Source organism: Streptomyces sp. NPDC090127, assembly GCF_044746945.1.
Lineage (GTDB): Bacteria > Actinomycetota > Actinomycetes > Streptomycetales > Streptomycetaceae > Streptomyces.
Window position 1 is genome coordinate 699989 of the sequence record NZ_JBIVDE010000005.1, and the last position, 15306, is coordinate 715294.

The 15306-nt window shown below is 72.9% G+C and carries 13 protein-coding genes; 10 read left to right on the forward strand and 3 right to left on the reverse strand.

Translation table 11 applies throughout. From position 1 onward, the window contains the following. Nucleotides 1–52 precede the first annotated feature (52 nt). Nucleotides 53–1792, forward strand: a complete 1740-nt coding sequence (locus ACIPPS_RS22025) for a hypothetical protein (protein WP_401434556.1) — start codon at nucleotides 53–55, stop codon at nucleotides 1790–1792. A gap of 163 nt (nucleotides 1793–1955) precedes the next feature. Here the strand turns inward: ACIPPS_RS22025 and ACIPPS_RS22030 are convergent, their stop codons facing one another. Further along, nucleotides 1956–2864: a hypothetical protein gene (locus ACIPPS_RS22030; RefSeq protein WP_401434558.1), complete on the reverse strand. Its 909-nt coding sequence runs from the start codon at nucleotides 2862–2864 to the stop codon at nucleotides 1956–1958. A 40-nt stretch (nucleotides 2865–2904) separates the two neighbouring features. Here ACIPPS_RS22030 and ACIPPS_RS22035 point away from each other — a divergent pair, with 40 nt between their 5' ends. From ACIPPS_RS22035 to ilvD, 4 genes are all read left to right on the forward strand, one after another. Then, nucleotides 2905–3837: a Ppx/GppA family phosphatase gene (locus ACIPPS_RS22035; RefSeq protein WP_401434560.1), complete on the forward strand. Its 933-nt coding sequence runs from the start codon at nucleotides 2905–2907 to the stop codon at nucleotides 3835–3837. A gap of 75 nt (nucleotides 3838–3912) precedes the next feature. Then, nucleotides 3913–4839, forward strand: coding sequence for a sugar phosphate isomerase/epimerase family protein (locus ACIPPS_RS22040; protein ID WP_401434562.1), 927 nt, complete (start codon nucleotides 3913–3915; stop codon nucleotides 4837–4839). Next, complete coding sequence (locus ACIPPS_RS22045) at nucleotides 4836–5450, forward strand: TetR family transcriptional regulator (protein ID WP_401434565.1); 615 nt, start codon at nucleotides 4836–4838, stop codon at nucleotides 5448–5450. The genes ACIPPS_RS22040 and ACIPPS_RS22045 overlap by 4 nt, the downstream gene beginning before the upstream one ends. Nucleotides 5451–5621: 171 nt before the next feature. Then, a complete protein-coding gene (gene ilvD, locus ACIPPS_RS22050) occupies nucleotides 5622–7475 on the forward strand; it encodes a dihydroxy-acid dehydratase (RefSeq protein ID WP_401434568.1) in 1854 nt (617 codons plus the stop codon). Nucleotides 7476–7673: 198 nt separating this feature from the next. On the opposite strand, the gene ACIPPS_RS22055 is transcribed toward ilvD, so the two are convergent. After that, a complete protein-coding gene (locus tag ACIPPS_RS22055; RefSeq protein ID WP_401434570.1) occupies nucleotides 7674–9833 on the reverse strand; it encodes a PQQ-binding-like beta-propeller repeat protein in 2160 nt (719 codons plus the stop codon). A 157-nt stretch (nucleotides 9834–9990) separates the two neighbouring features. On the opposite strand from ACIPPS_RS22055, the gene ACIPPS_RS22060 reads away from it, so the two are divergent. The 5 genes from ACIPPS_RS22060 (at nucleotide 9991) to proC (ending at nucleotide 13586) form a co-directional block, all read left to right on the forward strand. Next, nucleotides 9991–10383: an SH3 domain-containing protein gene (locus tag ACIPPS_RS22060; RefSeq protein WP_401434572.1), complete on the forward strand. Its 393-nt coding sequence runs from the start codon at nucleotides 9991–9993 to the stop codon at nucleotides 10381–10383. Between the two features lie 169 nt (nucleotides 10384–10552). Then, a complete protein-coding gene (locus tag ACIPPS_RS22065) occupies nucleotides 10553–11029 on the forward strand; it encodes a hypothetical protein (RefSeq protein WP_401434689.1) in 477 nt (158 codons plus the stop codon). Nucleotides 11030–11145: 116 nt separating this feature from the next. After that, a complete protein-coding gene (locus tag ACIPPS_RS22070) occupies nucleotides 11146–11940 on the forward strand; it encodes an ABC transporter ATP-binding protein (RefSeq protein ID WP_401434575.1) in 795 nt (264 codons plus the stop codon). Beyond that, entirely contained in the window at nucleotides 11937–12674 is a 738-nt protein-coding gene (locus ACIPPS_RS22075; RefSeq protein WP_401434578.1) for an ABC transporter permease, read from the forward strand. The genes ACIPPS_RS22070 and ACIPPS_RS22075 overlap by 4 nt, the downstream gene beginning before the upstream one ends. A 102-nt stretch (nucleotides 12675–12776) precedes the next feature. Then, nucleotides 12777–13586 carry a pyrroline-5-carboxylate reductase gene (gene proC / locus ACIPPS_RS22080; RefSeq protein ID WP_401434581.1) on the forward strand — a complete coding sequence of 270 codons (810 nt, stop codon included), beginning with the start codon at nucleotides 12777–12779 and terminating at the stop codon, nucleotides 13584–13586. 14 nt (nucleotides 13587–13600) lie between these two features. Here the strand turns inward: proC and trpS are convergent, their stop codons facing one another. Beyond that, nucleotides 13601–14599, reverse strand: a complete 999-nt coding sequence (trpS, locus tag ACIPPS_RS22085; RefSeq protein WP_401434584.1) for a tryptophan--tRNA ligase — start codon at nucleotides 14597–14599, stop codon at nucleotides 13601–13603. Between the last annotated feature and the right edge of the window lie 707 nt (nucleotides 14600–15306).

Here is a 15306-nt window from a genome sequence, read left to right on the forward strand (position 1 = left end):
AAAGTGTTCAACCGGTACGAAGAGTCCGCCCCGTCCTGCCTACGGTCGCCCAGTGACGAGCAGCAGGCTGGAATCCCCCACCCACACCACCGGCGCACACCGGGCGCACCGGGCGCACCGTCGGCCGGCCGAAGGCGCCCGCACCGTCGGGCAGCACCCGCCCGCCCGCTACGAGGCGTATCTGGACGGCCTGTTCACCTACTGCCTCTCCGTGCTCTGCGACCACGACGCCGCGACCGCCGTCCTCGGTGACGTCCTCGCCGTCGCCGAGCGCCACCGCGGCCGGTGCCCGTCGGACGAGGAGGGGCGCAAGGCCTGGCTCTACGCGCTCGCCCGCTGGGCCTGCCTGCGCAGCCTCGGCGAGCAGCGCCGCAAGCGGCAGGGCGCGCACACCGGGCGTCCGGTCGTCGCCGCGCCCGAGCCGCCGCGGGTCTCCGAGGAGGTCGCCGAGCGCCACCGCGCCGAACTGGCCCTCCTCGCCTGGCCCGAGGCCGCCGGCACCACGCCCGAGCAGCGCGAGGCGCTGGAGCTCGCCGTCCGGCACGGCCTCGGCCACCGCGAGGTCGCCGCCGTGCTCTCCCTCGATCCGCTCGCCGCCCGCGAACTGCTCTCCTCGGCCGCCTGCGAGGTCGAGCGCACCCGGGCCGCGCTCGCGGTCGTCGAGACCGGCAACTGCCCGACCGTCGCCCGGCTCACCGGCGACCACCAGGTGCTCCTCTCCGCGACCCTGCGCGCCGAACTCGTCCGCCATGTCGACGACTGCCCGCGCTGCCGCCGAGCCGCCGAACGGGCAGGCGCCGGTGGCCCGTGGCCCGGCGCGACGGCACCCACCCCGGCCCGGCTCCCGCTGGTCGAGGCGCCCAGGGCGGCCGCGTACGTGGCGATGCTGCACGTCCCCCGCGCGCGTGCGGGCGCTCCGCGCTTCGGGCCCGCCGGGTTCCCCCTGGACCCGAAGGACCACGCGGCCCGGCGGGACCGGATGCGGGCCCGCGCGGTGACGACCACCGTGGTCGCCGCCGTGGTCGCGGCCCCGGTCCTGGCCCTCTGGGCCTCGTACCGCAGCGGTCCCGTCGCCGGCGAAGCCCACGCCGGCGCCCCGGTCACCGCGAGCGAGGCGGACGACCCGACGGGCCTCGACGGCTCCCCGTACGACCACTACGCGAACGCGGGCAACGCCCGCACCACCCCCGACCCGCGCTTCACCCAGGGCAGCCGGTCCCCGGACGTCTCGGTCGAGGTGATCAGCCCCGGCGGACCGGTCGGCCCGTCCGCGCCGGGCGAGGCGGGCCCCGGCCGGATCACGGTCACGGCCCGGGGGAACGGCGACACCACGCTGCTCACCCTCACCGCCACCGGCGGCTCGCCCGTCTCCTGGTCGCTCTGGTCGGACGCGCCCTGGCTGTACGTGAGCCAGGCCTCGGGCACCCTGCGGCCCGGCGAGTCGGTGACGGTACGGATCTCCGTGGACCAGGCCCACGAACCCGCGGGCGCCTGGTCGGCGCGGGTCGGCGTGAACCCCTCGGGCGCGGTCGTACGGATCGACGGCCGCGGCGCGACACCCCCGGTGCCTCCGACGACGCCCCCGCCGGCCACCGAGGAGCCGACCACCCCGCCCCCGACAACGGAAGAGCCGACGACCCCTCCGCCCACCGAGGAGCCGACGACACCGCCGCCGACCACGGAGGAACCGACGACGCCCCCTCCGACGACGGAGCCGACGCCGACGACGGAACCACCCCGGTCGACGGACCCGGGCACCCCGGGCGACTCGGACTCCCCGCCCACGTCATAGGCAGGGCCTCACGCCCGACGGGATATCGGATCCAACATCCGACCTCGTGGATCCCACGTCCGGACCCCACACCCGGGATCCTGGATCCTGGATATCGGATCCAATATCCAGGCTCCGGTATCCGATATCCGATATCCAACGTCCGACGACCCGGCGGCTGGAGCTACCGCCCTGCCGGGTCCGCCGGGTCCGCCGGGTCCGCCGGGTCCGCCGGGTGCGGAGCCACCAGCGGCAGCTGCGCGGACAGCCGCGCCTCGCACAGCTCCACCAGGACGTCGTACGCCGCCTTGCCCATCAGCTCGGTCAGCTCAGGCTTGTACGTCACGTACACCGGGTCCCCGGCGCCGTGCGCCGAGGTCGCCGACGTGCACCACCAGTGCAGGTCGTGACCGCCCGGGCCCCAGCCCCGCCGGTCGTACTCGCCGATCGACACCTGGAGGATCCGGGTGTCGTCGGGCCGATCGATCCACTCGTACGTCCGGCGCACCGGCAGCTGCCAGCAGACGTCCGGCTTGGTCTCCAGCGGCTCCTTGCCCTCCTTGAGAGCGAGGATGTGCAGCGAGCAGCCGGCACCGCCCTCGAAGCCGGGGCGGTTCTGGAAGATGCAGGACCCCTTCCAGCGGCGGGTCTGCCGGTCGCCGTCGTCGTCGAGCTGGACCCAGCCCGTCTCCGTGCCGACGTCGTGGAACTGCCACAGCTCCGGTGTGAGCCGGGCCACGTGGGAGGCGACCCGCTGCTCGTCCTCCTCGTCGGAGAAGTGCGCGCCCAGCGTGCAGCAGCCGTCGTCGGCGCGGCCGGCCTGGATGCCCTGGCAGCCGCTGCCGAAGATGCACGTCCAGCGCGAGGTCAGCCAGGTCAGGTCGCAGCGGAAGACCTGTTCGTCGTCGGCCGGATCGGGAAACTCGACCCAGGCACGCGGAAAGTCCAGGCCCTTCTCGTCCGGCTCGATGTCCGCTCCGGACGCCTTGCCCTGCTTCGTAGAGGTCTTGAGGGCCTTGGGGGGCTTGGGCGCCTTGGTGGTGCTGTCGCTGCCACTGTCTTTGCCCGGCTTCGCCTTTTTCGTCTTTGGCACACCACCAGCGTATGCGTGCGGGCGCAGTAGCGTTCCGCCCATGAGACTCGGAGTCCTCGACGTCGGTTCGAACACAGTGCACCTGCTGGTGGTGGACGCCCACCCCGGCGCCCGCCCGCTGCCCGCCCACTCCCACAAGGCGGAGCTGCGCCTCGCGCAGCTCCTCGACGAGGGAGGCGCCATCGCCCCCGGGGGTGTCGAGCTGCTCATCGCGACCGTCCGGGACGCCCTGAGCGCCGCCGAGGACAAGGGGTGCGAGGAGGTGCTGCCGTTCGCGACGTCGGCGGTGCGCGAGGCGACGAACGCGGATGCCGTGCTGGCCCGGGTCAGGGACGAGACCGGCGTCGACCTGCAGGTCCTCACCGGCGAGGAGGAGGCGCGGCTCACCTTCCTGGCCGCCCGCCGCTGGTTCGGCTGGTCGGCGGGCAAGCTGTTCCTGCTCGACATCGGCGGCGGCTCGCTGGAGATCGCGTACGGCATCGACGAGGAGCCGGACACGGCGGTCTCGCTGCCGCTCGGCGCGGGCCGGCTGACCTCCGGCTGGCTGCCCGGCGACCCGGCCGATGCGGCGGACGTACGGGCGCTACGGCGCCATGTACGCGCCCAGATCGCCCGTACGGTCGGCGAATTCAGCCGCTTCGGCAAGCCCGACCATGTCGTGGCCACGTCCAAGACCTTCAAGCAGCTCGCCCGCATCGCGGGCGCCCCGGGTTCGGGGGAGGGTCTCTACGTCGAGCGCCTCCTGACCCGAAAGTCCCTGGAGGAGTGGGTCCCCAAGCTCACGGTCATGACCGCCGTCGAGCGCGCGGGCCTGCCGGGCGTCTCCGAGGGCCGTGCCCCGCAGCTGCTCGCGGGCGCGCTCGTGGCCGAGGCGGCGATGGACCTGTTCGGCGTCGACGAGCTGGAGATCTGCCCCTGGGCCCTGCGCGAGGGCGTGATCCTGCGCCGCCTGGACCACCTGCCGGAGGAGTGACGACACGGCCCCCGCGCCCCCGGGGTGACCGGAACCACCTCCCCCGTCCGCGCCCCGCCCCGTACCCTGTCCTTCGTGGCAGAACCAGTCGTGCGGATCCCGGATGCGAAGGTCGCGCTGTCGACGGCCTCGGTCTATCCGGAGTCGACGGCGACGGCCTTCGAGATCGCCGCGCGCCTCGGCTACGACGGCGTGGAGATCATGGTGTGGACCGATCCGGTCAGCCAGGACATCGAGGCCCTGCGCCGGCTCTCGGACTATCACCAGGTCCCGATCCTCGCCGTCCACGCGCCATGTCTCCTGATCACGCAGCGCGTCTGGTCCACCGACCCCTGGGTCAAGCTCCGGCGCGCCCAGGCCGCCGCCGAGCGGCTCGGCGCCTCCACGGTGGTCGTCCACCCGCCGTTCCGCTGGCAGCGCCAGTACGCCCGTGACTTCGTCACCGGGATCTGGCGGATGGCCGACGAGACGGACGTACGGTTCGCCGTCGAAAACATGTACCCCTGGCGGTACAAGGACCGCGAGATGCTCGCGTACGCCCCCGAGTGGGACGTCACGAAGGACGACTACCGCCACTTCACGGTCGACCTCTCGCACACCGCCACCGCCCGCACGGACGCCCTCGCCATGATCGACCGCATGGGCGACCGCCTCGGCCACGTCCACCTGGCCGACGGCAAGGGCTCGGCCAAGGACGAGCACCTCGTCCCCGGCCGCGGCAACCAGCCCTGCGCGGAGCTCCTGGAGCGCCTGGCGCTCACCGGTTTCGACGGTCACGTGGTCATCGAGGTCAACACCCGGCGCGCGATGTCGGCGGCCGAACGCGAGGCGGACCTCGCGGAGGCCCTCGCCTTCACCCGGCTGCACCTGGCGTCCGCCCCCCGGCCGTCCGGAGCCCGCCCCTCCACCACTCGGCCCGCCGCGGCGGCCCGCCCCTCCGCCTCCCGCCAGTCCGGAGCCCGGCCCTCCGCCACCCGCCCCTCCCGAGCGCCCCGCTCATGACCGGACCGGCCGCCCCGCGCCGCCGCGGCCGCCCCTCCCGTACGGAGGAGGAGAGCGGGCCCGGCGCCCGCGAGCGCATCCTGGAGGCCGCCCGCGCCCAGTTCGCCGAGCGCGGCTACGACAAGACCTCCGTGCGCGGCATCGCCAAGGCGGCCGGCGTGGACCCGGCGCTCGTGCACCACTACTTCGGTACGAAGGACGAGGTGTTCGCCGCCTCGATCGAGGTCTCCTTCGAACCGGCGCTCGTCCTCCCCGCGATCCTCGGCGGCCCCCGCGACGGGATCGGCGAACGGCTCGCCCGCTACTTCATCGGCGTCTGGGAGAACCCCGTCAGCCGCGCCCCGCTCCTCGCGATCGTGCGGTCCGCGCTGACCCACGACGCGGCGGCGAAGGTGCTGCGCGGCTTCGTCCTGCGCCGGCTCCTGGAGCGGATCGCCGCCGACCTCGACGTACCGGACCCGAAGTTCCGCGCGGAGCTCGCCGCCTCCCACATGATCGGGATCGCGATCCTCCGGTACGTCATCCAGGTCGAGCCGCTGGCCTCCGCCGACCCGGAGGAGATCGTGGCCCACGTGGCCCCCACGCTCCAGCGCTACCTCACGGAAGCGTGAGGCGGTCCGGCACTCGGGCAGCCCGCCCCGGGCACTCCGGCCCTGCCCGAAGACTGAACAGCCGGTCCGGCATGCGGACATCCCGTCCAGATCTTGGGCGGTCGGCGTACGCTCGACAGCAAGCACACCCATCACTGAGCATCCCCGAGCAACACTGAGGAGCGAGCGACGATGCCCGAGCTGAGGTCCCGCACAGTCACCCACGGCCGCAACATGGCGGGCGCACGCGCCCTTATGCGCGCCTCCGGTGTACCCGGCGCGGACATCGGCCGGAAGCCGATCATCGCCGTCGCCAACTCCTTCACCGAGTTCGTCCCCGGCCACACCCACCTCCAGCCGGTCGGCCGGATCGTCTCCGAGGCGATCACGGCCGCCGGGGCGATCCCGCGCGAGTTCAACACGATCGCCGTCGACGACGGCATCGCGATGGGCCACGGCGGCATGCTGTACTCCCTGCCCTCCCGCGACCTGATCGCGGACAGCGTGGAGTACATGGTCGAGGCGCACTGCGCCGACGCCCTGATCTGCATCTCCAACTGCGACAAGATCACCCCCGGCATGCTGAACGCGGCCCTGCGCCTCAACATCCCGACGGTCTTCGTCTCCGGCGGCCCGATGGAGTCCGGCAAGGCCACGCTGGTCGACGGCACGGTCCGCACGCTCGACCTGGTCGACGCGATCTCCGACGCCGTCAACGACAAGATCTCGGACGAGGACATCCTCCGTATCGAGGAGAACGCCTGCCCGACGTGTGGGTCCTGTTCCGGCATGTTCACCGCCAACTCGATGAACTGCCTGACCGAGGCCATCGGCCTCTCCCTCCCCGGCAACGGCTCGGTCCTCGCCACCCACACGGCCCGCAAGGCGCTGTACGAGAACGCGGCTCGCACCGTCGTCGACATCACGCGCCGCTACTACGACGAGGACGACGACTCCGTCCTGCCGCGCTCGATCGCGACCCGCGCCGCCTTCGAGAACGCGATGGCCCTGGACATCGCCATGGGCGGCTCGACCAACACGATCCTGCACCTCCTCGCCGCCGCCCAGGAGGCCGAGCTGGACTACGGCCTGTCCGACATGGACGAGGTCTCGCGCCGGGTGCCGTGCCTGGCCAAGGTCGCCCCGAACGTGGCGCCCGGCGGCACGTACTACATGGAGGACGTCCACCGGGCCGGTGGCATCCCGGCCATCCTCGGCGAGCTGTACCGCGCCGGGCTGCTGAACGAGGACGTCCACACCGTCCACTCCCGCTCCATCAAGGAGTGGCTGGAGACCTGGGACGTGCGCGGCGGCTCCCCGTCCGACGAGGCCGTCGAGCTGTGGCACGCGGCCCCCGGCTGCGTCCGCTCGGCGACCGCCTTCTCGCAGTCCGAGCGCTGGGCGACCCTGGACACGGACGCGGCCGGCGGCTGCATCCGCGACGCGGCCCACGCGTACTCCAAGGACGGCGGCCTCGCGGTCCTGCGCGGCAACCTCGCGGTCGACGGCTGTGTCGTGAAGACGGCCGGCGTGGACGAGTCGATCTGGACCTTCGAGGGCCCGGCCGTCGTCTGCGAGTCGCAGGAGGAGGCCGTCGAGAAGATCCTGAACAAGCAGGTCAAGGACGGCGACGTGGTCGTCATCCGCTACGAGGGCCCGCGCGGCGGCCCGGGCATGCAGGAGATGCTCTACCCGACGTCCTTCCTCAAGGGCCGGGGCCTGGGCAAGACCTGCGCGCTGGTGACGGACGGCCGCTTCTCGGGCGGTACGTCGGGTCTGTCGATCGGCCACGCGTCGCCGGAGGCGGCGTCGGGCGGCACGATCGCGCTGGTCGAGGACGGGGACCGGGTCCGTATCGACATCCCGAGCCGCGCGATCGAGCTGCTGGTCGACGACGCGACGCTGGCGGCCCGCCGCGAGGCGCTGGGCGGGGTCTACGCCCCGAAGAACCGCGAGCGCAAGGTCTCGGCGGCGCTGCGGGCGTACGCGGCGATGGCGACGAGCGCGGACAAGGGCGCGGTGCGGGACGTCTCGAAGCTGGGCTGACGCGGAGCTGGGGCTGACGCGGAGCTGGACTGACGCCGAGGGCTCAGGCCGAACAGAACAGGCAGTACACCAGGCAGTACCGGGCGCGGGGAGCGGGCGAAAGCCCCCTCCCCGCGCTCACTCATGTCTCCCGCAGTCGGCCGGCCCGACCGCCCGAGACCGGCCCCCGGGCAGCGGGCCCCGGGCAGCCGCCCCCCGTCACCACCCCGCCGGATCCCGCCCGTCCACCGCGAACACGGAGCCGTCCGGCGCGGTCCCGAACACCGTGTCGCCGAGGACGACGGGTGCCGGCACGCTCGTCGCGTACCCGAGCCGCCCGTCCCGGAGCCGGGGACCGGTCTGCCCGAGCAGCGCCCCGCGCCCGGTGTCGACGGCGAGCAACCGCCCGTCGGCCACGGAGAAGTACAGCCGCCCCGTGGGCCCGAGCACGGGCGCGGACACGTTCCCCGCCGCCGTCTCCAGCTCCCAGAGCACCCGCCCGGCGGGCGCGGCCCCGGTGTCCACGGCGGTGAGGCGGCCGGCGGTGTCGAGGAGGTAGGCGATGTCGCCGCGTACGACGATCCTCGGGTCGTCCAGCGGGTACGGCAGGGCGACCCGGCGTACGGAACCGTCGGCCGGGTCGTGGCGGACCAGGGCGTCGGTCTGGCTGTCGGCGTTCGACGAGCGCAGGAACACCACGCCCTTCGCGCCCGTGTCCACGGGCACGAGATCGCCCGCGAGCCGCGTCCGCCGGACGAGCTCGCCGGTCTCGGGCCGCAGGGCGCCGAGCGTGGTCCGAGCGGCTCCGCCGGCGGTCTCGAAGACCGGCACGAGACCCGAGGCCTCGTCGTACGGGCCGAAGCGAGGCGCGGTGAAGCCGGCCAGGGCGCGGCGCCAGAGCTCCTTGCCGGTCGCCCCGTCGACGGCCCTGACGGCCGAGGTGGAGGTCGCGTAGAGCAGCGTGGCCCCGGCAGGGTTGGCACCGTTCTGACGGGCGGCGCCGCGGGTGTCCCAGACGGGGGCGCCCCGGTCGGCGGCGAACGCCCGCAGGGTCCCGTCGCCCGCGACGGCGCCGAGCAGCCCGCCGAAGGGCACCGGCGGCGTCACGGGCCCACCGGCCGACCCGGGCGCGGGCGGCCGTGACCAGAGCACGCGGCCGGAGGCGGGGTCGAGCCGGGCGAGCGCCACGCCTCGGGCGGAGCAGTAGAGGGCGTCGGCCGCGGAGACGCAGGCCGGGGTGGCCGGTCCACCGCCCTCGCCCAGCACGGTCTCCCATCCCGCGAAGGGGGCCGCCGCCTCACCGGCGGGGTGCGCCCGGGGCCCGGTGGCGTCGTCGCCGCTCGACCGCAGGGCCATGAACGCCCCGCCGGCGGCGAGCACGGCGAGCACGGCGACGGCCACGACCGAGGGCCGGATCCGCCGCCCACGCGCGCGTGGCGCCGGGGCCCGTACGGGTGTGTCCGCGTCCCACGAGGCCGCGGCCGCCGCGGCGGGCGCGGGGTCGGGCAGCGTGAGCGGCCGCCGCTGGGCGGGTATGAACGCCGCCGCCTCGTACGACGGCGGTTGCAGCGCCGCCATGATCTCGGCCGGCGTCGGACGCTCCGCCGCCTCCTTGGCCAGACAGCGGGCGACGAGCGGAGCCAGGGCGTCCGGAACGCCCGTCAGGTCCGGCTCGTCGTGGACGACCTGGTACGCGACGATGTACGGGCTGTCCGAGTCGAACGGCCCGTGCCCGGTGGCCGCGTGCACGAGGACGGAGCCGAGCGCGAACACGTCCGCCGCAGGCCCGACCTCGCGGGGCCGCTGGAACTGCTCCGGCGCCATGAACGGCGGCGAGCCGATCAGCTTCCCCGTCTCCGTGTGCAGATCGCTGTCGACCGGTCGGGAGATCCCGAAGTCGATGACCTTCGGCCCGGTGTCGGTCAGCAGGACGTTGCTGGGCTTGAGGTCGCGGTGCACGACTCCGGCCCGGTGGATGTCCCGGAGCGCCTCGGCCAGTCCGGCCGTCAGTCGGCGCAGCTCGGCGGGGGAAAGGGGCCCGTTCCGCTTCACCTGGTCGGCGAGGGTGGGGCCGGGTACGTAGAGGGTGGCCATCCAGGGGCGTACGGCGTCGGGGTCGGCGTCCACGACGGGCGCGGTGAAGGCGCCGCTCACCCGGCGCGCGGCGGCCACCTCCTGGCGGAAACGCGCCCTGAACTCCGGGTCCTCCGCGTACTGTCCGTGCACCACCTTGACCGCGAGCCGCAGCCCGGAGGCGGAGGTGGCCAGGTGCACCACGCCCATCCCGCCCGCGCCGAGGCAGGCCTGGAGGCGGTACTCCCCCGCGTACTCGGGCTCTTCCGCTTCCCGGTCGGCACCGGTCCAGCGCAACGGCGGCATCGCCCACCCCCGTGTGGTTCCGCGTCGTTTTCGCGCGCGTGCGCGACGCACGGAGCCTAGTCGATGGCCCCCGCGATGTCGGTGGGGCTTGCTAGCCTGCGCGTCGCGGAGAGTGAAACGCAGCGGTGCGCTTTTGCGCCAACGGGGGAGTACGCACATGGGCATGGACAACACGACGGTCGACACAGCCACCGCGGTCGGCACGGCGACAGCGACCGACACGGCGACAACGGCCGGGATGACGACCGACACGGCGACAGAGACCGCCGCAGCCGCGCTGGACGGCGTCTCCACGACGGCCGCGGTGCGCTACCCGGTCGCCCCCGGCTACCGCGTCAACGTGCGCTCGGGACCGGGCACCCAGTACCGCATCGTGCGGACGCTGGCCCTGGACGTCCGGGTGCCGATCAACTGCCAGACGACGGGCGAGCGCGTCACCGGCCCGTACGGCACGACGAACATCTGGGACAACATCGCGGCCGGCGAGTTCATCTCGGACGCGTACGTGAAGACGGGCAGCGACGGCTTCGTCGCCAAGCGCTGCGGCTGACACGCCCCTCGCCGTACGCCGCGGCCGACGAACCCGTCGCCGCACGCCCACGGCTTCCCGTACCCCCGCCTGCTCCTGGGTTGCGGGGATAATCGACCTCGTGAGCGACGACGACCAGACCGCCAAGCCCAGCACCAGCACCAGCACCGGCACCAGCAGCTCCGCCGGCGTGCCCGCCGGTCCCCAGCCCGAGGAGGTCCGCTTCTTCGGGACGACCTGGGTGGAGCACGACGGGCGGTACGGGCTGCGCCGCGCCGGTGTCGCCCTCGGGGCGCTCGTCGCCGCCGCGGCGGGCTGCCTGGTGCTGCGCTTCGCCTACCAGGGCCTGGAGATCGCCGAGGTCGGCGGCTTCGTCAACCTGCTCGTGGTGCTGATGTTCGGCATCTGCAGCGCCATCGCCTTCCGTAAGACCTGGGAGGGCTTCGTCCGGCGCCCGGCCGACCCGGCCCGCGAGGACTCGCTGCGCAGCCTCAAGATGATCGGCTTCATCGGCTCCCTCCTGGCCTACTTCTTCCGCTGCTTCGTCGAGGCGCCGGGCGAGGGGCTGCGCCGTGCCGAGTACGAGACGGCCCGTAGCCGGTACGAGAAGCGCCGGGGCACCCGCACGGGCAACCCGGCGGCCCGCAAGAAGCCCAAGCGTAAGTAGCAGGCGGAAGGCGCGCGGCCCCCCCGAAGAAGCCCCCCCATCGAGCCCCGACCGGCAGCAGCCGGCCGGGGCTCGACGCTTGACGCCCCCTTCCCCCCGCGCGCATTATTCAACGCATGATGAATTACTCGGAAGGGAGCTCCGCGCAAGCGATCGTCGCGCACGGCCTCACCGTCGTACGAGGCGCCCGCACCGTCCTGCGCGGCCTCGACTTCACCGTCCCCCCAGGCAGGATCACCGGCCTCCTCGGCCCCTCCGGCTGCGGCAAATCCACCCTCATGCGCGCCGTCGTCGGCACCCAGGCCAACGTCACCGGCACCCTCGACGTCCTCGGCCGCCCCGCCGGCGACGCCTCCCTGCGCTCCCGCATCGGCTACGTCACCCAGGCACCCTCGGTCTACGACGACCTCACCGTCCGCCAGAACCTCGACTACTTCTCGGCCGTCCTCCGCCCCGGCCGCGCCCACCGCGCCGAGCGCCGCGACGCCGTCGCCCGCGCCATCGACGACGTCGACCTCGCCTCGCACGCCGACGCCCTCGCCGGCAGGCTCTCCGGCGGCCAGCGCAGCCGCGTCTCCCTCGCCGTCGCCCTCCTCGGCACCCCGGAGGTCCTCGTCCTCGACGAACCCACCGTCGGACTCGACCCGGTCCTCCGCCGCGACCTGTGGAACCTCTTCCACCGCATCGCCCACGAGCGCGAGGCCGCGATCCTCGTCTCCTCCCATGTCATGGACGAAGCCGAACGCTGCCACCGCCTGCTCCTCATGCGCGACGGCGAGATCCTCGCCGAGGACACCCCCGAAGCCCTGCGCCGCCGCAACGACACCGCCACCGTCGAAGAGGCATTCCTCCATCTCGTCGACGCCGCCGACGCCCGCGAAGCCGTACGCCTCCAGGAGCCCCAGCGATGAGCCCCGCCCGCACCCTCGCCACCGCCGCCCGCGTCCTGCGCCAACTGCGCCACGACCCGCGCTCGATCGCCCTGATGATCCTCGTGCCCTGCCTGATGCTCTTCCTGCTCCGGTACGTCTTCGACGGCAGCCCGCGCACCTTCGACAACATCGGCGCCTCGCTGCTCGGCATCTTCCCGCTGATCACGATGTTCCTCGTGACCTCGATCGCGACCCTGCGCGAACGCACCTCCGGCACCCTGGAACGCCTGCTCGCCATGCCCCTGGGCAAGGGCGACCTCATCGCCGGCTACGCCCTCGCCTTCGGACTCCTCGCCATCGTCCAGTCCGCCCTCGCCACCGGCCTCGCCCTCGGCCTCCTCGGACTCGACGTCGTCGGCTCGCCCTGGCTGCTCCTGCTCGTCGCGCTCCTCGACGCGCTCCTCGGCACCGCCCTCGGCCTCTTCGTCTCGGCCTTCGCCGCCTCCGAGTTCCAGGCCGTCCAGTTCATGCCGGCGGTGATCTTCCCCCAGCTGCTGCTCTGCGGCCTCTTCATCGCCCGCGACCAGATGCAGCCCGTCCTCGAAGGCATCTCCGACGCGCTGCCCATGTCGTACGCCGTCGACGGCATGAACGAGGTCCTCCGCAACCCCGACGTCACCGGCGCCTTCATCCGCGACGCCCTCGTCGTCGCCGGCTGCGCCCTGCTCGTCCTCGCCCTCGGCGCGGCAACCCTCCGCCGCCGCACCGCCTGACGCGCCCCGAGGGGCGTACCGCCCCTCGGACGCCCCCGCCGCACGCCCCGGCACGGTGCGAGGATGGCCCCACGTATTCCTTACGGCGAGGTGAACAGAGCCATGACCCAGACCGTCGCAGTCCTCGGCACAGGCAAGATCGGTGAAGCGCTCCTCAGCGGCATGATCCGGGCCGGCTGGCGCCCCGCCGACCTCCTGGTCACCGCCCGCCGCACCGAACGCGCCGAAGAGCTGCGCGCCCGCTACGGCGTCGAGACCGTCACCAACGCCGACGCCGCCAAGCGCGCCGACACCCTGATCCTCGCCGTGAAGCCCCAGGACATGGGACGTCTCCTGGACGAGCTCGCCCCCCACGTCACCGCCGACCGCCTCGTCATCAGCGCCGCCGCCGGCATCCCCACCTCCTTCATCGAGGAACGGCTCGCCGCCGGCACCCCCGTGGTCCGCGTCATGCCCAACACCCCCGTCCTCGTCGACGAGGGCATGTCCGTCATCTCGGCCGGCAGCCACGCCACCCCCGACCACCTCGCGCACACCGAGGAGATCTTCGGCGGCGTCGGCAAGACCCTCCGCGTCCCCGAGTCCCAGCAGGACGCCGCCACCGCCCTCTCCGGCTCCGGCCCGGCCTACTTCTACTTCCTCGTCGAGGCCATGACCGACGCCGGCATCCTCCTCGGCCTGCCCCGCGCCCAGGCCCACGACCTGATCGTCCAGGCCGCGATCGGCGCCGCCGTGATGCTCCGCGACAGCGGCGAGCACCCCGTCAAGCTCCGCGAGGCCGTCACCTCCCCGGCCGGCACCACCATCAGCGCCATCCGCGAACTGGAGAACCACGGCGTACGAGCCGCGCTCATCGCCGCCCTCGAAGCGGCCCGCGACCGCAGTCGCGAGCTCGCCTCCGGCAACGGCTGACCGACGGCGCGGGCCTACCCGGCCGGCATCAGCCCGATCGACCGATAGGCCCGGTCCACCAGCGGCCGGGCCATCCCGCGGGCGCGCTCGGCCCCGTCCCGCAGGACCTGATCCGCCGAGCCGGGGTCGGCCGCCAGCTCCGCATGGCGCTCCCGCACCGGCCGCAGCAGCTCGACCACCGCGTCCGCGGTGTCCCGCTTCAAGGCTCCGTACGACGTGTACCCACCGGCGAGAGCCGTCGGATCCCCACCCGTCGAGGCCGCCAGCACATCGAGCAGGTTCGCGACCCCGGGCCGGCCCTCCCGGTCGAGGACGACGTCCCGCCCGCTGTCGGTCACCGCGCGCATGATCTTCCGCCGGACGGTGTCCTCGTCGTCCAGGAGATAGACGATCCCCGCCGCGTCCTCGTGCGACTTGCCCATCTTCGACCGGGGATCCTGCAGGTCCATCACCCGCGCCGCCACCGCGGGATGCGTCGCCCTCGGCACCGTGAACACCTGCCCGTACCGCTGGTTGAACCGCACCGCCAGATCCCGGGTCAGCTCCACATGCTGCGTCTGGTCCTCACCCACCGGCACCTCGTCCGTCCCGTAGGCCAGGATGTCCGCCGCCATCAGCACCGGGTACGTGAGCAAGGACAGCCGCACCCCCTGCCCGGCGACCAGCGCCCGCGCCCCCTTCTCCTTGTACTGGATCATCCGCCGCAGCTCGCCGTCGGTGGCCGTGCACTCCAGCAGATAGGACAGCCGTGCGTGCTCGTCCACATGGCTCTGGACGAAGAGGGTGCACAGCTGCGGATCGAGGCCGGCGGCCAGCAGCAGCGTGGCCGCCTGCCGACTGAGCCGCAGCACCCGCGCCGGATCGTGCTCGACGGTCAGCGCGTGCAGATCCACGACGCTGAACAGCGCGTCCGAGGAGTGCTGGTCCACCTCGACCCACCGCCGCACGGCCCCGAGGTAGTTCCCCAGGGTCAGATGCCCCGTCGGCTTGATCCCGCTGAAGATCCGCTTCATCACGTACGTACTCCTGCTCCGTCGTGCGCCGACCCGTCGGCCGCACTCCCAGAGGGGGATACGCGAACGGCCGCCGAGTCGGCGGCCGCTGAGTGCATGCGTCAGATGGGGCCGCCGGGTCAGGCGGCCCACCACTGGGTGGTGTGCGCATGCGTGGTCATACGGAGAGACTACGCCCGAGGACGGGGGTTGACACGGGATTGTCGGGTCCGTAGTGTTCTCCGAGTTGTCCGACGTGAGCACCGACCCCGGTCGGCCCCGGACAGCCATTCCGCAAGATCCATTACAAGCTGACAGCGCTTCGTCGTGCCGTCGTGCTTTCCGTGTGTTTTTGCGAAATGAGGAATCCGCGTTCGAAGGTTTGAGCGCGAGCCGCCCGATTAGCGTCGGGGGCAAGGAATCCGCTAAAGTCTCACTCGTCGGAACGGCCCAACAGTCGCGAAGACAACCCCCGCTGACTGGGAATCAGGCCCGAAAAGATCTGATAGAGTCGGAAACGCAGGAAGGCCGAAACGGGAAACCGAAGAAGCCGGAAAGCGCCGAGGAAATCGGATCGGAAAGATCTGATAGAGTCGGAAACGCAAGACCGAAGGGAAAAAGCCCGGAGGAAAACCCGAGAGGGTGAGTACGAAGGAAGCGTCCGTTCCTTGAGAACTCAACAGCGTGCCAAAAATCAACGCCAGATTAGTTGATACCCCGTCCATCTT